At 38.5% G+C, this 22,977-nt stretch carries 25 protein-coding genes and 1 other annotated feature; of the genes, 8 read left to right on the top strand and 17 right to left on the bottom strand.

Going from position 1 to position 22,977, the window contains the following annotated elements:
- Nucleotides 1-51: 51 nt before the first annotated feature.
- Nucleotides 52-1,260 carry an MFS transporter gene (locus tag V7122_RS11155; protein ID WP_335526764.1) on the bottom strand — a complete coding sequence of 403 codons (1,209 nt, stop codon included), beginning with the start codon at nucleotides 1,258-1,260 and terminating at the stop codon, nucleotides 52-54.
- Nucleotides 1,261-1,459: 199 nt separating this feature from the next.
- On the opposite strand from V7122_RS11155, the gene V7122_RS11150 reads away from it, so the two are divergent.
- Nucleotides 1,460-2,344 (top strand): LysR family transcriptional regulator, encoded by an 885-nt coding sequence (locus V7122_RS11150; RefSeq protein WP_335345884.1) that lies wholly within the window; start codon nucleotides 1,460-1,462, stop codon nucleotides 2,342-2,344.
- 51 nt (nucleotides 2,345-2,395) lie between these two features.
- Here V7122_RS11150 and V7122_RS11145 read toward each other — a convergent pair whose 3' ends face one another.
- The 5 genes from V7122_RS11145 to V7122_RS11125 all read right to left on the bottom strand — a co-directional run bounded on the left by V7122_RS11145 (nucleotide 2,396) and on the right by V7122_RS11125 (nucleotide 6,409).
- Nucleotides 2,396-3,205, bottom strand: coding sequence for a protein phosphatase 2C domain-containing protein (locus tag V7122_RS11145; protein WP_335345883.1), 810 nt, complete (start codon nucleotides 3,203-3,205; stop codon nucleotides 2,396-2,398).
- The gene (locus V7122_RS11140; protein WP_335345882.1) at nucleotides 3,198-3,653 is read right to left on the bottom strand and encodes an HIT family protein; all 456 of its coding nucleotides are present in this window, start codon (nucleotides 3,651-3,653) and stop codon (nucleotides 3,198-3,200) included. Before V7122_RS11140 ends, V7122_RS11145 begins: the two co-directional genes overlap by 8 nt.
- A 26-nt stretch (nucleotides 3,654-3,679) precedes the next feature.
- Complete coding sequence (locus V7122_RS11135) at nucleotides 3,680-4,117, bottom strand: GNAT family N-acetyltransferase (RefSeq protein ID WP_335345881.1); 438 nt, start codon at nucleotides 4,115-4,117, stop codon at nucleotides 3,680-3,682.
- A 66-nt stretch (nucleotides 4,118-4,183) separates the two neighbouring features.
- Nucleotides 4,184-5,803 carry an ABC1 kinase family protein gene (locus tag V7122_RS11130; protein WP_335345880.1) on the bottom strand — a complete coding sequence of 540 codons (1,620 nt, stop codon included), beginning with the start codon at nucleotides 5,801-5,803 and terminating at the stop codon, nucleotides 4,184-4,186.
- Between the two features lie 222 nt (nucleotides 5,804-6,025).
- Nucleotides 6,026-6,409 (bottom strand): hotdog fold thioesterase, encoded by a 384-nt coding sequence (locus tag V7122_RS11125; protein WP_335355037.1) that lies wholly within the window; start codon nucleotides 6,407-6,409, stop codon nucleotides 6,026-6,028.
- A 124-nt stretch (nucleotides 6,410-6,533) separates the two neighbouring features.
- Here V7122_RS11125 and V7122_RS11120 point away from each other — a divergent pair, with 124 nt between their 5' ends.
- Nucleotides 6,534-6,920 carry a hypothetical protein gene (locus tag V7122_RS11120; protein ID WP_335345878.1) on the top strand — a complete coding sequence of 129 codons (387 nt, stop codon included), beginning with the start codon at nucleotides 6,534-6,536 and terminating at the stop codon, nucleotides 6,918-6,920.
- A gap of 78 nt (nucleotides 6,921-6,998) precedes the next feature.
- On the opposite strand, the gene V7122_RS11115 is transcribed toward V7122_RS11120, so the two are convergent.
- The 3 genes from V7122_RS11115 to ald all read right to left on the bottom strand — a co-directional run bounded on the left by V7122_RS11115 (nucleotide 6,999) and on the right by ald (nucleotide 10,769).
- Nucleotides 6,999-7,265 carry a hypothetical protein gene (locus tag V7122_RS11115; RefSeq protein WP_335345877.1) on the bottom strand — a complete coding sequence of 89 codons (267 nt, stop codon included), beginning with the start codon at nucleotides 7,263-7,265 and terminating at the stop codon, nucleotides 6,999-7,001.
- 527 nt (nucleotides 7,266-7,792) lie between these two features.
- Nucleotides 7,793-9,223, bottom strand: a complete 1,431-nt coding sequence (gene proS, locus V7122_RS11110; protein ID WP_335345876.1) for a proline--tRNA ligase — start codon at nucleotides 9,221-9,223, stop codon at nucleotides 7,793-7,795.
- A gap of 113 nt (nucleotides 9,224-9,336) precedes the next feature.
- Nucleotides 9,337-9,551, bottom strand: a binding site (T-box leader).
- Between the two features lie 102 nt (nucleotides 9,552-9,653).
- Nucleotides 9,654-10,769: an alanine dehydrogenase gene (ald, locus tag V7122_RS11105; RefSeq protein ID WP_335345875.1), complete on the bottom strand. Its 1,116-nt coding sequence runs from the start codon at nucleotides 10,767-10,769 to the stop codon at nucleotides 9,654-9,656.
- Between the two features lie 284 nt (nucleotides 10,770-11,053).
- Between ald and V7122_RS11100 the strand changes: the two genes are divergently transcribed.
- Nucleotides 11,054-11,581 (top strand): MerR family transcriptional regulator, encoded by a 528-nt coding sequence (locus V7122_RS11100; protein WP_335345874.1) that lies wholly within the window; start codon nucleotides 11,054-11,056, stop codon nucleotides 11,579-11,581.
- Nucleotides 11,582-11,685: 104 nt separating this feature from the next.
- On the opposite strand, the gene V7122_RS11095 is transcribed toward V7122_RS11100, so the two are convergent.
- Together V7122_RS11095 and V7122_RS11090 are read right to left on the bottom strand one after the other, a co-directional pair.
- Complete coding sequence (locus V7122_RS11095; protein WP_335526761.1) at nucleotides 11,686-13,185, bottom strand: leucyl aminopeptidase; 1,500 nt, start codon at nucleotides 13,183-13,185, stop codon at nucleotides 11,686-11,688.
- Between the two features lie 60 nt (nucleotides 13,186-13,245).
- Nucleotides 13,246-13,623: a DUF309 domain-containing protein gene (locus V7122_RS11090; protein WP_335486810.1), complete on the bottom strand. Its 378-nt coding sequence runs from the start codon at nucleotides 13,621-13,623 to the stop codon at nucleotides 13,246-13,248.
- Nucleotides 13,624-13,828: 205 nt separating this feature from the next.
- Here V7122_RS11090 and V7122_RS11085 point away from each other — a divergent pair, with 205 nt between their 5' ends.
- Together V7122_RS11085 and V7122_RS11080 are read left to right on the top strand one after the other, a co-directional pair.
- Nucleotides 13,829-14,305, top strand: a complete 477-nt coding sequence (locus tag V7122_RS11085) for a divergent PAP2 family protein (protein ID WP_335345871.1) — start codon at nucleotides 13,829-13,831, stop codon at nucleotides 14,303-14,305.
- 39 nt (nucleotides 14,306-14,344) lie between these two features.
- Nucleotides 14,345-15,133, top strand: a complete 789-nt coding sequence (locus V7122_RS11080) for a cobalamin-binding protein (protein ID WP_335486807.1) — start codon at nucleotides 14,345-14,347, stop codon at nucleotides 15,131-15,133.
- Between the two features lie 62 nt (nucleotides 15,134-15,195).
- Here V7122_RS11080 and V7122_RS11075 read toward each other — a convergent pair whose 3' ends face one another.
- The 4 genes from V7122_RS11075 to V7122_RS11060 all read right to left on the bottom strand — a co-directional run bounded on the left by V7122_RS11075 (nucleotide 15,196) and on the right by V7122_RS11060 (nucleotide 18,427).
- A complete protein-coding gene (locus tag V7122_RS11075; RefSeq protein WP_335345869.1) occupies nucleotides 15,196-15,912 on the bottom strand; it encodes a 3D domain-containing protein in 717 nt (238 codons plus the stop codon).
- A gap of 201 nt (nucleotides 15,913-16,113) precedes the next feature.
- Complete coding sequence (locus V7122_RS11070; RefSeq protein WP_335345868.1) at nucleotides 16,114-16,437, bottom strand: YuiB family protein; 324 nt, start codon at nucleotides 16,435-16,437, stop codon at nucleotides 16,114-16,116.
- Between the two features lie 93 nt (nucleotides 16,438-16,530).
- On the bottom strand, nucleotides 16,531-17,016 hold the full coding sequence (locus tag V7122_RS11065) for an NUDIX hydrolase (protein ID WP_335345867.1): 486 nt from the start codon (nucleotides 17,014-17,016) through the stop codon (nucleotides 16,531-16,533).
- Between the two features lie 193 nt (nucleotides 17,017-17,209).
- Complete coding sequence (locus V7122_RS11060) at nucleotides 17,210-18,427, bottom strand: NAD(P)/FAD-dependent oxidoreductase (protein ID WP_335345866.1); 1,218 nt, start codon at nucleotides 18,425-18,427, stop codon at nucleotides 17,210-17,212.
- Between the two features lie 355 nt (nucleotides 18,428-18,782).
- Here V7122_RS11060 and V7122_RS11055 point away from each other — a divergent pair, with 355 nt between their 5' ends.
- On the top strand, nucleotides 18,783-19,778 hold the full coding sequence (locus V7122_RS11055) for an NAD(P)/FAD-dependent oxidoreductase (protein WP_335345865.1): 996 nt from the start codon (nucleotides 18,783-18,785) through the stop codon (nucleotides 19,776-19,778).
- A 37-nt stretch (nucleotides 19,779-19,815) separates the two neighbouring features.
- On the opposite strand, the gene V7122_RS11050 is transcribed toward V7122_RS11055, so the two are convergent.
- Nucleotides 19,816-20,178 (bottom strand): HesB/IscA family protein, encoded by a 363-nt coding sequence (locus V7122_RS11050; protein ID WP_335345864.1) that lies wholly within the window; start codon nucleotides 20,176-20,178, stop codon nucleotides 19,816-19,818.
- Between the two features lie 269 nt (nucleotides 20,179-20,447).
- On the opposite strand from V7122_RS11050, the gene V7122_RS11045 reads away from it, so the two are divergent.
- Nucleotides 20,448-21,146, top strand: coding sequence for a DUF2225 domain-containing protein (locus tag V7122_RS11045; protein WP_335345863.1), 699 nt, complete (start codon nucleotides 20,448-20,450; stop codon nucleotides 21,144-21,146).
- Nucleotides 21,147-21,245: 99 nt separating this feature from the next.
- On the opposite strand, the gene V7122_RS11040 is transcribed toward V7122_RS11045, so the two are convergent.
- Nucleotides 21,246-21,485 (bottom strand): YuzB family protein, encoded by a 240-nt coding sequence (locus V7122_RS11040; protein WP_335345862.1) that lies wholly within the window; start codon nucleotides 21,483-21,485, stop codon nucleotides 21,246-21,248.
- A gap of 370 nt (nucleotides 21,486-21,855) precedes the next feature.
- Between V7122_RS11040 and V7122_RS11035 the strand changes: the two genes are divergently transcribed.
- Nucleotides 21,856-22,923: an NAD(P)/FAD-dependent oxidoreductase gene (locus V7122_RS11035; protein WP_335355150.1), complete on the top strand. Its 1,068-nt coding sequence runs from the start codon at nucleotides 21,856-21,858 to the stop codon at nucleotides 22,921-22,923.
- Nucleotides 22,924-22,977: the final 54 nt, after the last annotated feature.

Below are 22,977 nucleotides of genomic sequence, written 5' to 3'. Positions count from 1 at the left end.
CACCGGCTTGGTTAGCTAGCATCCAATTCCTTTTCTACAAACAAGGAACAATTAGGCTACTGTAGAAACTTTCTTCGAATTCTGTACAATTTTTGAAACCAACACCCAAAGTATTAAACTAATCATGAGGAAGCCAACAGTCATACTAACGACTCCTCCCCAGCCGAGTTTTGACCAAAATAACCCTCCGAGTGTTCCTCCTACACTTGAACCAGCATAGTAAAGAAATAAATATAAGGAAGAGGCTTGTGCTTTGCTTTGTATAGCACGTTGGCCGACCCAGCTGCTAGCAATCGCATGACTTCCAAAGAAACCGTAAGTAAATAAGCCAAGACCGATTATTTTTATATATAAATGAAAATTCAAAGTCAAAAGGACACCGATCAAAGCAATGAATAGACTGATGAATAATATTTTTTGCTTACCATGGCGTTCTACTAATTTTCCTGTCCAGACAGAGCTAAACATTCCAATGATCATAATTAAAAATAGCCAGCTTACAAATGTTTGACTTAGCGAATAAGGCTTTTCGAGAAAAATGTAAGTTATATAATTGAATAACGCTACATTACTCCCTAAAAGTAAAAATCCCATGACAAATAAACAAACTAAAGCTGGATCTTTCAGATGGTCAATTAATGATTTACCTAACTTTCCAATTTCTAATTGACGGGCTTTAAAATTTCTCGAAGGTGGTAAGCTATTCCAAAAAATCAGAGTAGCGGCTAAACTTAAGAACCCAATTCCCCCTATAGCTATTTGCCAACCAAAATAGTCGCTCAACGTACCTGTGAAAACTCTGCCAAAAACACCACCAATTGCATTGCCACATATATATAGACCCATAGCCGCTCCAAGACTCTTCGGTTCTATTTCTTCTCCAAGATAAGCCATGGCAATGGAGGGCAGACCTGCCAATAAAATTCCTTCAATCGTTCGGAAACCCAGCAGAAAATGAAAATTAGGACTGAATGCTGTGAGAATACAAACGACAGAAGCGGCAAGCATGGAAATGACCATGATCGGCTTGCGTCCCCATACTTCTGATAATGAACCAATAATCAGCATGCTAATAGCAAGCGCCATTGTAGTTATGGAAAGTGATAAGCTTGCTGTTGTTGGATTAATGTTGAATTCCTTTGTAAATTCTGGCATTAAAGGCTGTACACAGTAAAGAATGGAAAATGTACTAAAACCAGCAGCAAAGAAAGCAAAACTGGTTTTGCGAAAGAGTGTCGTACCTTGTTGAATGTAACTCATCATACAATCGCCCAATTCGCGTGACTTCCAAATTGATGCATAAATCAATCATCCCTTAAAAAATTTCGTTTTAATAAGCCTCTTTGCGAGCTTCCTATTTTTATAGTACCACCGATTTTATATGTTGTATAATTCATTATATCGATGAATTTAATGCATATATGTAATAAGAAATTCAATTGGAAAGTGGTGTTATAAGATGGAATGGCAGCAGTTTGAATACTTTCAAACACTGGCACGAATGCAGCATGTGACGCACGCTGCAGAAGCTCTCTCCATTTCCCAGTCAGCCCTTAGCCGTTCGATTGCCCGATTTGAGGATGAAATAGGAGTGCCTTTATTTGAACGTCAGGGACGTTCTATTCGATTAAATAAATACGGTCAAATTTTTTTAAAGCATGTGGATAGCATGATGAAAGAATTCAATGAAGGTAAACAAGAAATTAAAGAATTACTTGATCCAGATAAGGGAGAAGTGTCTCTTGGGTTTCTGCACACTTTGAGTACAAGTCATATACCTGATTTACTCGCTTCTTTTCGTGCCTACTATCCAAAAATTAACTTTCGACTCGGACAAGGTCCCTCCCATAATCTTATTGATCAATTGCAATTAGGGGATATGGATCTTTGTCTAATTGCTCCAATGGGAATTAAATCACCAATTGTATGGCGGCAGCTTTGGAATGAGGAACTGTTTGTTATTGTCCCGAAAGACCACAAATACGCTAATCGTAAAAACATTACGTTAGAAGAAATTGCAGATGAATCTTTTATTCATTTAAAAGAAGGGTTCTCCCTTCGTATCACCATAGAGCAATTGTTTAAAAAAGTGGGAGTTGCACCTAAGATTATATTTGAAGGAGCGGAAGCAGATACTGTTGCGGGGCTTGTCGCAGCTGGACTGGGAATTTCAATACTACCGAATTTAAAAGGGACAGACCAAAGTAAAATATCACAAATACCTATCAAAGGTCCAAAGTGCCAACGGACAATTGGAATTGCGTGGGTAGAGGGAAGATATTTATCACCTGCAACTGAAAAATTCAAACAATTTGTTTTGGACCATTCCTCCGAATTAGAATAGGAATGGTCTGATTATTTATCGATGTTATCATTGATTTTTCGTAAATTTCTATCACTGGCTAGGAAGGCTGCCATTTGATGCAATTTGTACAAACCAGGAAATGATCGTTGTGCTGTCACGAACTTTTTTACCTCTAATTTCCTCCAGCAGTTGCTTTACACTTTCATCATTTGAGCGAGTCTCAAATGGTTTAAAAATTTCTTTAGGTTTTTCAAAATTAGTATTTGGACATTCTATCAGTCCATCAGTTGTTAAAAACAAATGATTTTTTCCTTTTCTTAGTTCCTTTCTTCCTTCACTAAAGCATGGAACAGGCAAATCGAAAGTATTAACTCGTCCAACCCATTCATAGAAGCTCCTATGATTTTGCTGAAATTCGTTCAGAGCTGATAATTCTGGGTGAAAAAGATAGAGTGCACAATCGCCAATTGATAGCCACCAAAGAAACTTGCCTTTTCTCATAACAAACAGACAAGCTGTTTCTCCTTGAATATTTTGACAAGCCTCTTTGAACCATTGGCTTTTGAAAGTGGTTAATATTAGTTTACTTAAACTATCAAAGGATTCGTTAATTGAAAGGGATAAAATGTCCTTTATGGCATGTTTCTGAGCTTCAAAAGTGGAAATGACTAATTCTGCACTTTCCGCCGTTTGGTGAGCGTCCAAAAGGATAACAAATTCCCAATCCATTTTTTCATCCACCCAAATAACACAGCCATCTTCATTCTTATACTGGCCCGCTGTCTTATTTCCGCCAAAACGCCCTAAAACAACATGCTTAATCCTATGAATATTTATTTTGTCAACAAAACTTTCTTTGCTCCCTACCCAACTATATTCATATACACCGGCCTTACTCATAGGGGTTCATTTCAAGAAAAGTTTTTAATCTATTGCAAACTTCAATAACTTCACTATTGTCGCCCATACGAGCATTTGGGGAATCATATACTGCAAACGGCCCCCAGTATTCCTCAGGAGTATTAGGATAACGGGCGACAAGATGCATATGCAAATGTGGAACGGCATTACCAGAAACAACAGCATAAATATGCTCAGCTTTTTCAGTTTCTTTAAGTGCTTTACTCACTCTCGCCATTATCATGCCAAATGCTTTTGCTTCTTCGGGATTCATTTCTGCTAGAGTAGGGACATGTCTCTTTAAATCTACCATAAGATGTCCTAAATAATTGGGCTTCCCATTACTATCAATATGTCCAACATATACATACTCGTCCTCGTAAATTAACACCCCGGATGTTTGCAGCTCTCCCTTATGTTTTTTACAAATAAAACAATTTGCATTCATATAGACCTCTCCCTAAAGGTTAAATTTTATATGGAATAAAAGTAAAAATAAGTAGTTTCCTTTGTAAAACCCACTTTCTCATAAAGCTTTTGTGCTCCTAAATTATCTGCAGCAGTCTCAAGGAGAACTCCTTTAGCCTCTGTATCCTTGGCAAATTCGATAGCTTTCTTCATTAATTTCTCGCCAAAGCCTTTCCCTCGTACACTTTCTTTTACATATAGATCGTTCAAAATCCAAATACGTTTCATGCCGACCGATGAAAAGGATGGATATAATTGAATAAAACCAACAGCATTTTCACCTTCAAGCGCGATAAAAATAACGGAATCTTCACTAGTTAATCTGCCTTGAATGAAATCCCTTGCTCCTTCGATGTCAGATTTCTGTTTATAAAATATCCTGTATAAATCAAAAAGCTCAGTTACAGATTCTAGGTCATTTAATGTTGCTTTTACTATTTTCATCTATTCATTTCTCCCATCCGAAGATTTATTTTGGATCATTTAACATATCATTCATTTCTGTCAGTCCTATCTTCGCTTTTCTGGCATGTATTTCATCCATTTTTTTAGCTTATAGCTGCAAATACAATAACAAACACTAGAGATGGCTGATATGCCAATCGATAATTGAAAAATAATGGGTTGAGAGGTATAAGCACCAGCTGCGATCCCGATAAGACCCAGCAGTGTTAATTGGAACAGCTGCTTTTTATAATTTTCAAAAATAGTAAACTGAAATTGTCTTCTTTGTTCCACTTCCTTTATGCGCTCAAAGGTTTGCGGAGCTTTAAGAAACTCTGAAGCGGAATGCAAGACCTTAAATAAAGGCTGTGACTGAATCCACATCCAGACAAACGACCATTTATTATTCTCCTTTTTATTTAACCAATCAAAAAATACCGGTTTTGCTAAATCAATTAGCTCCTCTTGTGGTGCTAATTCTTGTAGAATTCCTTCAATCGTTACGAAAGAACGTCCTAGAAAAACAAATCTTGTTGGAACCTGAATGGGGAGTGCCTGAATCATATCATTCATTTCTATTTTTAAGGCAATCATATCCATATCTTTTAAATCTGAGAGTTGAAAAGACATAGTTTCCGCTAATAGCTTTTCTAGCGTCTTTGAATCTCCCTCATCATGGAAAAAACCTAAATGAATCAAGCTTTCCACGGCTTTAGTATAATTTTTAGAAAGAAAGCTTTTAATTAAATCTTGGAAATATTCAGCATCCATTTTCGAGATTTCCCCTACCATACCAAAATCTAGTAATATTATTTTTCCTTCCTTTGAAACTAGGACATTACCTGGATGTGGGTCAGCATGGAACATTCCTGGTTCAAGCCATTGGGGTAGAAACACTTTGATTAGCCGCTTGGCCAATTCGTTCTTGCCTACTACTAACTGCTCTAGCCCATCTCGATCTGTAAGTCTTATACCATGTATCCACTCCATCACCAAGACCCTTGAAGTACTTAGCTCTGAGAAAACAGAAGGGATTTGTACTGCATCCACATCTTTAAATCTCTCTTTAAAAGAAAGCAAAACCTCCCGCTCTTTTGAGTAATCAAGTTCCCGTTCAATCACTTGTTTAAGCTCCTGAAATAAGACTTTAAAATTGATAAAGCCTTTTGGAATAGGAACAAAGTGATCAGCAAACCAGATAATAATGCGTAATATACGAAAGTCCGTTTGGATGATCGATTGGATATTGGGGCGCTTCACTTTGATGGCAACCTCTGTCCCATCCTTCAGAACACCTTTATATACTTCTCCAATCGAAGCTGACGCAATAGCTTCCTTTTTAATTGAAAGTAAGTGCTGATCGATGGGACTTTTCCATTCCGTTTCAAGGATTTGTTGAATTACATCCCAGCTAGAAGAAGGAACCTTATCAGTAAGGTCTTGTATTTGGAGAATAAATGCTTCTGGCAGTAAATCTGTACGAATACTTAATATCTGTCCAATTTTGATTAGTAACCCTTCTAATTCAAAAAGCGTCTTTCGAAACCTTTCTCCTATTTTCCTCCAAAGATTTTTCCATTCCTCTTCAGGCTTTTTTCGGATTTTATACCAATAAATTTGGACGAAGATTACGAATGCCATTGATAATACTTTTGACGTTCGCAACATCTTATTCTTTTTGTTCATTTCGAATCCTCTCGTTTCATTCCACCACTCTTAGATTGCAATAACACTTATTCCTTAAGGGTATCCTATTTTTTTCATAATTCCCTTTATCATTCTATTTCCTATTATCATCTTTTTATTACCTCAGTCATTTTCAAATTTAATCTGTTAATTGCTGGTATGTTGTTTTTCTACTAAAAAGGGCTGAATTTCAACCTATTTCGAATTCAGCCCTATCCATTCCTATTTTCTCTTTATAACAGCCATTGTACACCTTGACACACAGACTAGCTTCTCCTCTTCATCAACAATTTTAATATCCCAAACCATTGTCGTTCTTCCCTGATGAAGAACGGTTGCAATGGCAGTAACCTTTCCATCCCGCTTTGCTCTTATATGGTTGGCGTTTATTTCAAGCCCCGCAACCGATTCTGTTTCATGATCGACCAGTTCGTAAGCGCCAATGCTTGCTACAGTTTCTGCAAGAGCGACAGAGGCTCCGCCATGCAGTACACCAAATGGCTGTCTTGTTCGTTCATCAACAGGCATTGTCGCAACAACCTTGCCTTTTTCAAGTGATATGATTTCCATCCCTAGAGCTTCAATCAATGTATTTTTCAGATTCAATTCAATTCTCCCCTTTACGCCTTTTACAATAATATAACAGAGTTTTCCATCTATTAATACTTGTGGAAACACAGGAAAAGCTTTCTTCGCATATATAGGATAAAAAGAAAGGGGGCCATTTGGAATGACTCCCCATTTTACTTATGGACAAATTTTTTTTTGTACTTCACCTTATCAATTTCCCTATTACCCTCTCCAAGGTATGCCCAATCGGCAATATCCGACTGTAGACCCGGGGACCTTCATGAGTTCTGCAAAGGATATGGAGAATATTATGAGAGATGTCAGCCTATTATTAACAAAGATGGCTTCTTCCAGAACCTTTTCATTTCAATTAATGAGTGCGGCACAAGCATCACAGCAGGACAAGGTTAGTACAATGATTAAATCAACCGGAATCAAACATATCCCTAAAGTTAGGTATACACCAGATGGGTTGGTTTTAGACTTCGAATCCATCAATCAAATTCAGAAATGCTGCAGTTTATCATTAAAGTTAAGATGGAAATAGATTTCCATCTTTTTTTACGAAAATAAAAGGAAAAAGCTCTCTGTAAAGAGAGAGCTTTTTCCTATGTGAAAATTACTTTTAATAATAAGGGAAGCCTGCTTGGAACGGTGGTGCATATGGACCATATCCACCATATGCACCATATCCAAAGCCATATGGTGAATATGGCGGAAATGGTGCTCCATAAAACGGTCGATTAGCAAGGAGAGCTGCCGTTCCAAATCCAGCTATCCCACCTCCAATTAACCCACCTAGAAGACCTCCAGCAAATGGGGCGCCAAATAACAAACCAAGGAACCGTTCGTCTCCTCTATAATAACTTGGTCTTCCTCTCAGGTAATACATTTTGGGTAACCTCCTAATATTTTTGCCTACACTACTTCATATGCATTTTAAGCAGTTTTTGAGTGGGCTTTCTATTAGGTTATAGAAAAAACGAAAAGAGTAAGACTACTATTTTTAACCTTGAAAAGTGACTTGAGCTGGTATTTAATATCACTTCTGATGACCATTCAGGCTGATTTTTCACTTGAACGGGAATCAAACCCTATTCTGGTGACCACGGGTACTGATTTTACGCTTAAGCGGGCACCAAAATGCTCTTCTGGTGACCATGGGCACTGTTTTTACGCATAAGCGGGCACCAGACTGCTCTTCTGGTGACCACGGGTACTGATTTTACGCTTAAGCGGGCAACAGACTGCTCTTCTGGTGACCACGGGTACTGATTTTACGCTTAAGCGGGCACCAGACTGCTCTTCTGGTGACCACGGGCACTGATTTTACGCTTAAGCAGGCACCAGAACACTCTTCTGGTGACCGCGGGAACTAATTTCACGCTTGAACAAGGTCCAGAATGAAGCACATTTTATTTAATACGCCTTCGCCCAATATACTAGCTCATTAGCTTCACGTCCACAGCAGACGCACTCGGATGAAACAGCTTCTTGCTCAAATGGGATACATCTTGAAGTCACGCTTGTTTCTTCTTTTATTTTTTCTTCACACTCAAGCTCTCCGCACCACATGGCCTTTACGAAACCTGATTTATTGGCGAAAGTATCTTTAAATTCATCATAAGTTGTCGCAACATAGGTTTTTTGTTCGCGTAGCTCTTTTGCTTTATTATATAAATTTTGCTGAATGTCATCTAATACTTCTGTAAGCTTTGTCTCTAATTGATCCAGGCTAACAATCAATTTTTCCCCTGTATCGCGGCGGGCAAGTACGACTTGTTTATTTTCAATATCCTTAGGGCCAACCTCTAAACGAAGTGGAACACCCTTCATTTCATATTCATTAAATTTCCAGCCTGGCTTTTTGTCGCTTGCATCAATGCCCACACGCGCAAGTTTAGAAAGCTTGTCTTTTAAGTCATAGGCAAAATCAAGAACGCCTTCTTTATGCTGAGCAATTGGAACAATCATCACTTGAGTTGGAGCAGCTTTTGGCGGAATCACAAGTCCTCTGTCATCTCCATGAACCATGATCATGGCTCCAATGATGCGGGTCGTTAATCCCCATGATGTTTGATGTACATATTGCTGCTTTCCCTCTTTATCTAAATATTGAATGCCAAACGCTTTAGCAAATCCATCTCCTAAATGATGAGAAGTTCCAGATTGCAGTGCCTTTCCATCATGCATTAAGCTTTCAATTGTGTACGTAAACTTAGCCCCTGCAAACTTTTCTTTATCAGTCTTTCTACCTCTTACCACTGGTATAGCGAGGATATTTTCGCAAAGATCCGTATATACATCAAGCATTTGTTTTGTTTCTTCATGTGCGTCTTCATCAGTTGCATGACAAGTATGACCTTCTTGCCACTGAAATTCCATTGTACGCAGGAACGGTCTAGTTGTTTTCTCCCATCTCACAACATTTGCCCATTGATTGTATAGCTTAGGCAAATCCCGATATGAGTGGATAATATTACTATAATGCTCACAGAAAAGCACCTCTGAAGTTGGACGGACACATAAGCGCTCTGCCAGTTCTTCTGATCCCCCGTGCGTTACCCAAGCTACCTCTGGAGCAAATCCTTCGACATGGTCTTTCTCCTTTTGCAGCAAGCTTTCTGGAATAAATAAAGGCATATACACATTTTCATGACCTGTATCTTTAATGCGTTGATCCAATTCATTTTTAATATTTTCCCATAAAGCATAACCGTAAGGGCGCATAATCATGCATCCGCGTACACTTGAATAGTCGATTAGATCTGCCTTCGTTACAACATCTGTATACCACTGGGCAAAATCATCATCCATTGCTGTAATGTCTTTAACAAATTCTTTAGCCATTTCTTTACACCTCTTTTAAATTTTGAGGGACAAGGGGACGGTTCTGATGTCCTATTTTGCTGGGACACTAGATCCGTCTCCCTATCCCCTTATTAAAAAAAGCCATACTTCAAATTAGGGACCAATGCATGGCGGTACCACCCTAATTTAAAGCATAGCTTTACTCTCGAATCATGATAACGGATATGAACCCGCTTGTATCTTCAATATTTATCCGATACAGTACTCGGAGGCAGGTTCAAGTGACCGTTTATAGAAGTCTTGCACCAAATGACTTCCTCTCTAGAATAAACTGAAACACTTTACTAATCCTCGTCAATGTATTTACTCTATTTTTGGAAATTATATAAATAAATCTTCACAATGTCAAATCCCATTGAAAAAGCCCCCTAGCTTGAAGCTAAAAGGGCTTAAGTTGAAAAATTAATTCTTAGTTTTCGAAAGCTTGGTCAACAGATACATACTCATAACCAAGGTCTTTAGCAACCGCTTGGTAAGTAATGTTTCCGTTAAGGACGTTAACGCCTAGTTTTAATGATGCGTTGTCTTCAACTGCTTTCTTAACACCTTTGTTAGCAATTTGTAAAGCATAGTTGATCGTAACGTTTGTAAGGGCAATTGTAGAAGTTCTTGGAACAGCACCAGGCATATTTGCAACTGCATAGTGAACAACGCCATGCTTTTCATATGTTGGGTTGTCATGAGTTGTAATATGGTCAACTGTTTCAAAGATTCCGCCTTGGTCAACAGCCACGTCAATAACAACTGAACCAGGAGCCATTGTCTTAACCATTTCTTCTGTAACTAATTTAGGAGCTTTAGCACCAGGAATTAATACAGCACCAACTACAAGATCGCTTTCTTTAACAGCTTGAGCGATATTGAATGGGTTAGACATTAATGTTTGGATGTTGTTGCCGAAAATATCGTCTAATTGACGAAGACGCTCAGGGCTAAGGTCGATAATCGTAACTTGAGCACCAAGTCCGATTGCCATTTTCGCAGCATTAATACCAACTACTCCACCGCCAACGATAGTAACTTTACCGCGTGAAACGCCTGGTACGCCTGCAAGAAGGATGCCTTTTCCGCCATTAGTCTTTTGCAAGAATTGAGCTCCAATTTGAGTAGCCATACGTCCAGCTACTTCACTCATTGGAGTAAGTAATGGCAATGTACGATTTACTTCAACTGTTTCATATGCAATCGCTGTAACACCAGTATCTACTAGAGCTTTAGCTAATTCTGGCTCTGCAGCTAGGTGTAGATATGTGAATAATACTAAATCTTTGCGGAAATATTTATATTCCGACTCAAGAGGTTCTTTAACCTTCATAACCATTTCTGCAGCCCATGCCTCAGCAGCTGTAGGAACGATTTCCGCTCCAACCTCTTTATAATCTTCGTTTGTGAATCCGCTTCCAAGACCTGCCTCTGATTCTACTAATACTTGATGACCTGCTTTAACTAGTGTATATACACTCGCTGGTGTTGCAGCCACACGGTTTTCATTATTTTTTATTTCTTTTGGTACCCCAATAATCATAGAAAATATTCCCCTTTCCTAACATTCAAAAAATTATAAGCACCTTAAGTATAATAATTGAATTCAGATTAATCAACATTATTCGAGCACTTGTAAATATTTTGTCAGTTGTTGTATTTTTCGGACTATTGCCTATTTTTAATCTCCTTTTTTTCTAATTATAGGGAATGATAAAAACATGTAGCATCTCCACTTTCTTTGCCGAAAATAAACTAGTTTTGTCATATAGGAAGGAGTTTATTTTTATTGGAAGAATTCAATAACTAATGAAGGAGGGGATCAGTGTGAATACAAGTGCTGTTGCAAAGTTGTTAGGGGTTTCGCCAAGCACAGTACAGCGTTGGGTAAGACAGCTGGAGCTCCAAATGGAACGGAACGAGCTTGGTCATTATTGGTTTAAAGAGGAAGATATTCAATTGCTGAGACAAGTTCAAGATCAGCTAAGTAAAGGAATTATTCTACAGAATGTGACTGTACAAGAAGGGAAGCCAAGGAGAGGAAGTCTGACAACAACCGTGAATCTCAGTGACAAAGCAACTGAAAAGCTGCTGGAGAAAATCGAACTGCTGGAACAGAGAGTGAACGGGAAAGCAGATGATGTAGTTTCCTATCAACTGCTGCAGCACCGCCGTGAGATTGAAGATCTCCAGGGCATTATTAAGAATTTAACTGAGCGGATTGAAATACTTGAAAATAAACAGAGCAGCCTAAAAAATAAGCTGCCTGCCGAAAATCTATTAATATTTGATAATGAGAAGCCTAAAAAGAAGATAAAAAGAAAAAATATTATTACATCTCTTTTCGGATTTTAGGCCAAGGGAGGTCAAACTTTCAATTCCCTTGACCATACCATTGGGATAGAAGAACCTGGGTCAAGGGGACATTCCCTTGGCCCATTTTATATTGAGAACCGTCCCTATACTTCAAATCTTTCAACAAGCAGGGCTAGTGTACGGACCATTACGCCTGTTGCACCGGATGGGCCAAGACTATGTTCTTTGCGGGTCGTTGCTGTTCCAGCAATGTCAAGGTGCACCCACGGTGTTCCTTCAGCAAATTCTCCCACAAACCCTCCTCCCATAATCGCATGTCCTTCTCGTCCTGGAGAGTTATTTAAATCGGCAATCTTACTGCTTCTTATTCTTTGTTTATCTTTTTCAAATAAAGGAAGTCTCCAGATTGGCTCCCCTGCTTCATAGGATGCTTCGAGAACCTGCTCCCATAGTGCTTCATTATTAGTTAAAGCACCTGTCGTTTCATTTCCGAGCGCAACAATGACTCCTCCCGTTAATGTCGCAACATCTACAAGATAGTTAGCCCCATGAAACTTTGCATACGTTACCGCGTCTGCTAAAGCAAGGCGACCTTCAGCATCTGTATTCAGTACTTCAATCGTTTTGCCGCTCATAGAAGTGATCACATCATCAGGCTTAAGCGCATTTCCGCTAATCATGTTGTCAGTTGAAGGAATAACCGCGACAACATTTTGTTCCGGTCTAAGCTCACCAATAATTTCCATAGCTCCAAGGACAGCTGCTGCACCGCCCATATCCGCTTTCATGCCAACAATTCCATCCTTTGGCTTAATGGAGTAGCCCCCAGTATCGAACGTAATCCCTTTTCCGACTAAACCAATGACGTCCTTCCATTCTTCTTTTCCTTGATACTTGAGAACAATCATTTTAGGGGGTTCGACAGAGCCTTGGTTAACGGCTAATAAGGCACCCATGCCGAGCTTTAGCATATCTTCCTTTTCGAGGATCTCTGCTTCAAAATCATATTTAGCCGCTAATTCTAGAGCATAGTTAGCCATGTCTGTAGCCGTCAGCATATTTCCCGGCAGATTTACAAGTGTACGGGCTGAGTTCGTTCCTTTTCCATATGTATAACCGACCGTTAAAGCTGCTTTAATTTCCTCTTCTTCTAAAGAATCGCTATATACGGTTACATTCTCAATGAATTTTTCAGGCTCATTTGATTTTTGTTTATAGCCAGCGAAGGAATAAGTCGATAATGTAAGTGCTTCACCAACAGCATGTGCAGCATCCATTGCATCTACATTTTCATTCGTGAATGATGAAAGGAATACAGCTGCGTCCTGTAGCTTGTCTGCTTTTACAGCTTTAAATGTTTTTCCAAGTGCCTCAAGTAAAATTTCAAAGCTATAATCATTTTCCTTGCCAAGACCGACAATATATACTCTTTTTGCCCCTATTTTCCCGAAAGTATGTACCTTTGAAACAGACTTTTTCTTGGCAGATACATCACCGCCTCTAACAAGGTCCGTTAATTGCCCGCCAAATTCATGATCAAGACTCGAAAGAACTCCATCGAATTTATTCGGCTTTTCGAAAATTCCAAGGATGAGGCATTCATGTTCTTTTGCATAATTTAATTCCTTTAATACCGTAAACATATTTCCACCTCCATATTTGATGCTCTCATTATAGCGAAAAAAGAAAATTATTTCGACTATCTAATCATTTAAAAACAATATTAACTCAGGTAATTTAGGAAGGGACTCAACCTCTTCAAACGGAACACGGTCAATATCCTTAGGAAAAAGGGAAAGACATTCTTCCATAAATGAATAGACGTGTTCAAGATTTATTCCCCAGTGCATTGGACGGTAATCCTGTAAATAATCATGTGCTGCCTGCATCATGAGCCTTGCGCCTTTAATATTGCCGTATTCATAATGATAAATCGCTACACTCATTTGCAGCAGCCCTTTAAAAAATAAATTCCCCTTATCGGTCATCCACATTTCTTCAATAAGATCATGGCAAGTATAGTAATCCCCTTCATTAAACTTTATAAAAAACTCATAATATTCGAGTGGGTAGTCCTTCAATCAAATCACTCCCCTATGAGAGATTTTACAAAAATAATACAATGCCCCTCTTCTTTTCCTTCTGAAAAACATTGCACTATCAGCAAATTATTATTATCATCTTAACAAAAGGATTTAATTCTGCGGGAAATAGTCGAAATTTTTCTAAAAAAAAGCCACAGAATTAAATATGTTTCCTTTTGGTTGTTTAAAAGGTGGTTAATAAATGGATTTATTATTGAATTTTCCTCTTTGGTCGGCCATAGCGGCCATCTTCTTTGCCCAGTTTGTTAAAGTCCCAATTCACTTTATTGCTACTCGAAAGGTTAATTGGGCATTGCTTACGAGCACAGGCGGAATGCCAAGCTCTCATTCAGCAGCCGTTACCGCACTTTCTACTGGTGTTGCATTGGAAACTGGTTTAGACTCACCAGTGTTTGCAATATCTGCTGTATTTGCCATTATCACTATGTTTGATGCGACTGGAGTTCGTAGACAAGCAGGGGAACAAGCCATTGTGTTAAATCAATTAATGTCAGATTTTAACCGTTTTATGGAAGAAGCCAAGGTTTGGCAAAAAAAAGCAGAACAAGAGAAAAGGAAGGAACTAAAGGAATTGCTTGGCCATAAACCAATTGAGGTTTTTTTTGGCGGCTTAACCGGCATTCTGTTAACACTTTTTTTACATTATATTATTTCTTAATAAATATCTGCTTAATGTTAACCAAAAGGTGTGAAATCATTGAGAATCGTTTCTATATGTCCAAGTAATACAGAGCTAGTTGAATATTTAGGCCTTACTCACCTTCTCACAGGTGTTGATGACTTTTCCGACTGGCCAGAACAAATTAAACATTTGCCTCGGCTCGGGCCGGATCTTTCGATTAATATGGATAAAGTGGAAGAACTGCAGCCAGATTTAGTCCTGGCGTCTTTGAGTGTGCCTGGCATGGAGAAAAACATTGAAGAATTAGAGAAAAGAAACATACCCCATATCATTCTAAATCCACAAAGCTTAAAAGATATTGAAAATGATTTAATTATTACCGCAAAAGCATTAGCTCATCCTGAGGCCGGTGAAAAAGCCGCTTTGGTATTCCGCTCACAAATCGAAGAATTAAGGATGATCGCTGCAAATATTGAGGAAAAGCCTTCCCTTTACTGGGAATGGTGGCCGAAGCCTGTCTTTACCCCGGGTCAAGTCAATTGGCTAACTGAAATAAGCGAACTTGCCGGAGCAGTTAACTTGTTTAAAGATGTAGAATTGGCAAGTGTTCAAACTGATTGGGATGATGTATTTCGCCGGAACCCCGATTATATTTGCCTTGCATGGGTAGGTGTTCGGAAGGAGAAAGTCAATCCAGAAATTGTTCTAAAAAGACCAAGCTGGGATCAAATGGACGCGGTCAGAAATCAGCATATTCTTGTTCTTGAGGAAGAGCTATACTGCAGGCCGTCACCTCGTTTGATCGAAGGAGCGATTAAGCTGGCGAAGAAAATTCACCCCGAAGCGTATGCGTCTATTCAATAGTCTGCTAAAAAGGCAGTTATAAAAAAACAGGCAAATCCGTTTCAATGGATTGCCTGTACTTTTTATTTTCGCTCTGATTTAATATATTGCTGACGAAAAACCTGCATGGATTCATTTTCATTTAAAGCATGTAATTCTTCTTCAGTAAGAGTTCCGTCACCCATTTCAACAACATAAACATCAATTGTCTTTTTTCCCCATTCATTATAGACATCATCGACTGTTTCAAAATATAGGTCAACTTTATTTCCTTTTATCGCTCCGCCTTTATCAGCAACGACTCCATATCCATAATCAGGGACAAAAATGATCGTTCCTATTGGGAATACATTTAAATCTGCTGCTACTGTTGAATATAAATCTCTTTTCACCTTTACGCCTGAATATGTAATACCGAATCCAGGATGACCAGGATTTTTCCCTGTTGATTCATAGAAAGCAGTATAACCCGTAGCTATTACTTTTTTCATCGGATATTGTGACCAATCAATGGCCTCCTCTAATTTTGGCGGTGTTCCGGATACCGCCCGGCTAGAGGAAATTTTTAAATCTACATTTGCAATTTGCTTTAAATATTTATAGGCGATACCCACGCTTTTAAATGTATGACTAAAAGGATGGTCATCTGAATTCTTACTTTGACGGAAATCATCACTATTAAAATAATTGACGATTGATTTTGCATGTACTCCTGAAATGGATTGAAAGGTTGTTAATAAAGCTGCCAAAAATAAAGTTGACATGATTACACGTCTTGTCCAAGTTTTTATTCTATTCATTTTATTTTTCACTCCTCCCAAGAATATTCATTTCCAACTTTCAAGAGAATATTCACAGAAGAGCCAAAAAAATAAATTAAATTATCTGAAAACAAACCTTTATGCCCCTGTAAAACCAGTATTTAAAGTTTTTTTCCGAATTTTATTAAATAAAAAAATCCCTGCTGAATGCAGAGATTTCCAACTTGTAGAATATTTGATTTAAAACATTTGATACCCTTTTTTACGAAGAACTTTAATCGTTATTCCCGCCACTATGGCACCTGCCATCCCGCTGCTCAAAATCAGTACATCCGCTGTGGCGAGCTGGGATAATTCATTTCCCAGGCTTGAAAACGATTCTTTAGTTTTTTGAAAATACTCAATAAAACGCACCTTATCAATGATTAATATTGCAACAATTGGATAAATAATTGCCATGATCCATGACATTCTCAGCAGCATATTTAAAATAAATCCAATTCCAAAAAATAACACAAAGAATAACAGCATGGAAATTGGCAATACGAAAATAGTCATCTGCATTGATTCCGTTCCTCCCTCAGCACATCAATAATTAGTGTACTTAATGTAGATTTGGGAGTCAATTATTATATTGGGTTAAATTGTCCTATTAGATTATAAAAATAACCGATATGCTGTATAGCCAAACTGATCTCCAGGGTTTATTCCATCCATTAACGGCTTTGCCGAGGAATCCGAACGATTAGCTAAATATTTGAGTAGTATGGACGCATTTTCATCTTCAGCCAATTCTAGCGGATCGATAAATTGAACATCATAAAGCTCTCCATCCTGCACTTGAATCGTCTGCCCAGGCAAGGCTTCAAGCAAGAATATAATCATATTATCGCTAATCTCATCTTTAATAACTCCCGTCCTCAGGCCGATCATCCCTTTAACAGTGCACTTAATGCCCGTTTCCTCTTCTATTTCCCGAATGACTGCTTCATCAGCAGTTTCACCCGGGTCCACAAAGCCGGCTGGCAAGGACCAACTTCCCTTTAGCCCTCCATATTTCTTTTTGACTACAAGCCATTTACTATCTGGTGAAATGACAAGCCCGGAAACCGCCAGCCAAACCTTTCCCCTTTTTTGGCTCATATTCAATCCCCCTTTATGATTCTAAATTGATAGTACCATATATTTTTTTGATTTTATGCACGTTAATTTTCATATTTGCACGATTTTCGGCTTTATGCACGCTAATCTTTTTATTTGCACGTTTACTTTAATAAAAAAAATTAAAAAGCCTAAGGAACTTTACCGTTTCCTCAGGCTTTTCATTTAATCGATTTTATAAAAATTTAAATTTCCCTTTTTTCATAACTAATGATGGGCCGCCAATCATATATAGGGAACGGTTGTCGATAACTTTCTTCATGAATGAAGCTTTTGTGCCAACCATTTTCTTCCCAAACGCAACTCCAATTGCATCGTCTTCCCCTAAAGAACAGACAGTACCTTTAATATCTGGCTTGAACGACTCCAACTCCGTTTTATTGCGAATAAGAGCCGTAATATTTTTGGCACAAACCTCTCCCTGCTGCATGGCAATTTGTGCAGTTGGAGGGTAAGGACGGTTAATTTCTTCGTTAATGATCAGAGCGCAATCCCCAATAATGAATACATCGTCATGACCCGGTGCTCTTAAATCCGGCTGAACCTTCACACGGCCGCGCATTGCCTCAAAGCCTGATTTCTCAATAAGTGAGTTACCACGTACACCAGCTGCCCAGATCACCGTTCCTGCTTTAATTTCTTCTACTTCTTCCTCGCCTTTTCCTACAATAATTCCATCAGGTGTACATTCTTTAATCGCAGTGCCAATGCGGAATTCAACGCCTTTTTTCTCCAAATGAGCCACAGCATACTCTACTAGCTCTGGATCAAACCCAGGAAGAACCATTGGTGCTGCTTCAACACAGATGACCTTTACCTTCTGGAAATCAACGTCATACTCTCTGCAAAGCTCTGGAATACGGTTTCCTAATTCACCAAGGAATTCGATTCCAGTGAAACCAGCTCCGCCAACAATAATGGTTAATCGCTCATCCTTTTTTACTGCTTCTGTATTATAAATGGCAAATTGATATTCGATATGCTCACGGATTTGCCGTGCAGAGTTCACGTTCACAATTGAAAAGGCATACTCTTTTAAGCCCTTAATGCCAAATGTTTCGGATTCACCGCCAAGAGCAACGACTAAATAATCATAATTAATCTCACCATTTGCAAGAATAACCTTTTTCTCTTCAGTTTTTACTTCAATTGCTGTATCTTTAATAAAATCAACCTTGTTTTGATCAATGACCGTTTTAATATCATATCTCACTCGGTCATGGTGAAGAGTTCCTGCAGATGCTTCATGCAGCCATGTTGTTTCATAGTGATAATCATTTTTGTTAACTAAGACGATATCGGCTTCATTGACCCCTATTGCCTTTTGTAATCGAGTCGCAGTCATTAAACCACCGTAACCTGCTCCTAATATAACAATCTTTTGCTTTCTCAATGTATATCTTCCACCTTTTAGAGATTTTAATTTATTATTACCGTTTCACGTTACTCTTAGTATCTTTAGGATATCAAAAGTTTGTGATGTAATTCACTAAAGATGTCAAAAAAAATTTAGAAATTTGTCACAAAAAATTAACATTCTATCTACCTTCATATTATTCGTTTTTTATATGGATTTCAAGCCTAAAAATAGAAGGGAAAAATATTCACGAAATTCAGATCATAACAAAAACAGAAAAAATGATTAAATGTTTCGTCTATTCGTAATATTTCTAACCAGGAGTGAGGTTTGGAAAAAAATATGTTATTATATACTTTAAATTGCACTATTATAGTTGGGGGGTTATGTAGTGAAAGAAGATCCAAAAGTGTATGATATAACGATTATTGGGGGAGGTCCTGCTGGTTTATTTACTGCTTTCTACGGCGGAATGAGGCAGGCTTCTGTTAAAATTATAGAAAGCTTGCCACAGCTTGGCGGCCAATTATCAGCCCTATATCCAGAGAAATACATATATGATGTAGCAGGTTTTCCAAAAGTCCGCGCTCAAGAATTAATTAATAATTTGAAAGAGCAAATGGCTAAATTCGAACCGGCAACTGCACTTGAACAATCTGTAGAGAAGCTTGAGAAGCAAGAAGACGGCATTTTTAAGCTAACAACGAATAGAGAAATACATTATACGAAAACAGTTATTATAACGGCAGGAAACGGTGCCTTCCAACCTCGACGCCTTGAATTAGAAAGTGCTGCACAATATGAAGGGAAAAACCTTCACTATTTTATTGACGACCTCAATCAATTTGCTGGTCAAAAGGTTGTTGTATTTGGCGGAGGGGACTCTGCTGTTGACTGGGCGCTTATGCTAGAGCCGATTGCTGAAAAGGTCACAATCGTTCACCGCAGGGATAAATTCCGTGCCCATGAGCATAGTGTTGAAAATCTTCACAATTCTAAAGTTAATATAAAAACACCATTTGTCCCAACAGAATTAATCGGCAAGGACAAAGGCATAAGCCAAGTAGTGCTAGAAGGTGCAGATGATAAGACAAAGGAAACGATCGATGTAGACGCAGTCATCTGTAACTACGGATTCGTTTCTTCCCTTGGTCCAATTAAAGAATGGGGTCTTAACATAGAGAAGAACTCGATCGTGGTCAATTCCAAAATGGAAACAAATATTCCAGGCATTTATGCAGCAGGAGATATTTGTACGTATGAAGGGAAAGTAAAGTTAATCGCATGCGGATTTGGTGAAGCACCTACTGCGGTCAACAATGCAAAGGCATATATTGATCCTAAAGCTAAAATACAGCCAATGCATAGCAGCTCTATGTTTGACTAATTAATCTAAGGGTGCCTTAAGGGGCACCCCCATTTGATTAACATTCCTCTGGTGTACCTGCCGCAGTGGCGGTTCTGAAGGAAGACCCGCATCCGCATGAGGCGATCGCATTCGGGTTATCAATCGTGAACCCGCCGCCCATCATCGATTGTTTATAATCAATTTTCGTTCCATTCAGGATCGGTGCGTCCTCTTTGCTAACAACAATTTTAATCCCATGCTGTTCGAATTGACTATCATTTTCTTCTACTTCATGGGCAAAACCCATTCCATAAGATAATCCGCTGCATCCCCCACCTTTTACAGAAACTCTTAATAAGGCATTTTCCTCTTCATTAGCCTTCATCATATCTTTAATTTGCGAAGCGGCAGCATCTGTCAAAATAACAACATCACTCACTTATCTTCACTCCTTTAATTCATTTATTATTGTCAATCGTTAATTTAAACTTAATCACGGTATTAACTATGAAAACTATCCTCTTTCTATAATAGTATATACACTACAGTTCGTGACCTCAACTAATCAGTTTCAAACAAATTAATGACATTTGATGAACAGAAAGAGATGAATTAGTGCTTTTATCATGGAATAAAGTATAATTTTAGTTATAATGGTATATATAACTTACAGCAAAACTAAACCAAATTTCCTAGGAGGCGATCACAATGACAGAAATTGAACCCATCTTTGACAAAAAGTGCGAATGCAGAATGTGCAAAAAATCGTTTACTAGTAAAAAGCTGCGTTCCAGGTTTATAAAGGTAAAGAACTATGACACTGATTTCCGCCCTAACTATACCTCCGAGGAAGCCAATCCGATTCTTTATCACGTTGAAGTTTGCCCTCATTGCGGATTTTCTTCAACTAGCGATTTTTCTCCCTATTTTCCACCCGGAGCTGTTGAAGTCATACAAGCTCAGGTTTGCGATCAATGGAATCCCCATGATTTTGGACAAAAGCGTACATTAAGTGATGCCATCAAAACATATAAATTAGCCGTCTATTGCGGCCTGCTGAAGAAAGAGAAGCATATCACAATTGCAGGTATGTATATGAGGTTAGCATGGATCTATCGAAGCCTGGAAAATGAGGAACAGGAGCAAAGATTTTTGAAGCTGGCAACAAAATCGTATGTAGATTCTTATATGGCAGATGATTTTAGGGGTACACAAGTATCTGAAGTGAAGCTTATGTATTTAATAGGCGAGCTTTCTAGGCGAACGCATCGAAATGACCAAGCTGTTAAATTCTTTTCAAAGGTGATTGAACAGCAAAATCGGTCAATCGAATCTGGTATTATCGAAATGGCTAGAGAAAGATGGTATGAAATGCGTGACAGCCAGAAGACTGCTAAGCAAGCTTAAGAAAAGGGTGATAAGAAGAAATGCCAGCCTTCTCGTAACAATTTGAAGCTTGTTATGATGAACGGCAAAACCTTTTTATCACCCTATTTTTTAGTTCTATTAAAACATAGGATTTTCCTCTAAATATTGATAGATATTTTGAACTAGTTCATCAGGAGTTTCCCCTGTAACTACCTCGCCATTTACGAGAGCAAATAAAGCAGATGCACATTTTCCGCAATAGCCTAAACATCCATATTCAATAACATCGAGGTCATAATCCTTCTCTAATATTTCAAGCGCCTTTTGAGATCCGCTTGCCAAATTGCTGACACAAAACTCTATGATGGGCTTTATCACTACGATCACCTCAGCCTGAAGCTATTAATCCGAATACTTCATATTTAAACATAAACCCTTTTTCATGCTACCTTTTTTCAGCTATTTCTGCAATGATTTTCACTTTTATTATGTTAACCGTTATATACGCACATGTTCTTGAAGGTTTTTGTCTCTAAAAAATGTTCAGTGGATAAACGAGCAGCAATTCATAATAAAAAAGGGACAAATATAAAACTTTACTAATACAACATATGCCTAGTATTGTCAAGCTTCATTCCTATTAAGGTTGTGATTTTATGACAATTTAGTTATACTTTCTATGGGATAAGCGTTTTACATATACTATTTCAGCAAAGCTTTTTAGAACGGGACATAAAGGGGATACAATATGAAAAGTCTTGTAATACTTGGCGGTGGCTATGGCGGGATGAGAGCAATTGAACGTCTTCTTCCCAATCAGCTGCCAGACGATGTTTCCATTACTTTAATCGATCGAGTACCTTATCATTGTTTGAAAACAGAATATTACGCATTAGCTGCTGGGACAATCTCTGATCAGCATGTAAGGGTAGCCTACCCTGAACACCCAAGACTCGATGTGAAATTTGGCGAAATCACAGGCATTGATCTTAGTAACAAAAAGGTTAACTTGCTTGAAGGCACATCGGTTCATTATGATGATTTAATTATCGGTTTAGGCTGTGAGGATAAATATCATAATGTGCCTGGTGCAGATGAATTCACTTTAAGCATTCAAACCATTGAAAAATCTCGTGCAACCTACCAAGCTTTAAATAACTTAACTCCAGGGTCTGTTGTTGGAATTGTCGGTGCTGGATTGAGCGGGGTTGAAATTGCATCAGAACTGCATGAAAGCCGTTCGGATTTAAACATTAAATTATTTGACAGAGGGAGCCATATTCTTTCTGCCTTTCCTGAAAGATTAAGCATGTATGTTGAAAACTGGTTTAACAGCCATGGCATAGAGATTGTCAGTCATTCTAATATTACACGTGTAGAAAAAAATGTTCTTTTTAATCATGATGAGCCCGTTCCATGTGATGCAATTGTATGGACTGCCGGCATTCAGCCTAATAAGGTCGTTCGTGATTTGGATGTTGAGAAGGATCCACAAGGGCGTGTTGTTCTTACTAAGCATCATAACCTTCCTGGGGATGAACATGTGTATGTTGTTGGGGATTGCGCAAGCCTTCCACATGCACCAAGTGCCCAGCTGGCTGAAGGACAGGCCGAGCAAATTGTGCAAATCCTATTGAAACGTTGGAAAGGTGAAGAACTTCCTGAATCACTGCCAACGATAAAGCTAAAAGGTGTACTTGGCTCCCTTGGCAGTAAGCACGGATTTGGAGTCGTAGCTGATCGTGCCATTACAGGCCGAGTAGCTCGACTTCTTAAATCAGGAATTCTTTGGATGTATAAATTTCACCGGGGCTAAGAAAAGCAGAAGCGCCATTAAAAATGAGCATCTCCTTTTAGGAAATGCTCATTT

This window comes from Bacillus sp. JJ1532 (assembly GCF_036965085.1).
Taxonomy (GTDB): Bacteria; Bacillota; Bacilli; order Bacillales; family Cytobacillaceae; genus Cytobacillus.
The sequence above is the reverse complement of the archived record's forward strand: the minus strand, read 5'-3'. Positions and strand labels throughout refer to the sequence as shown.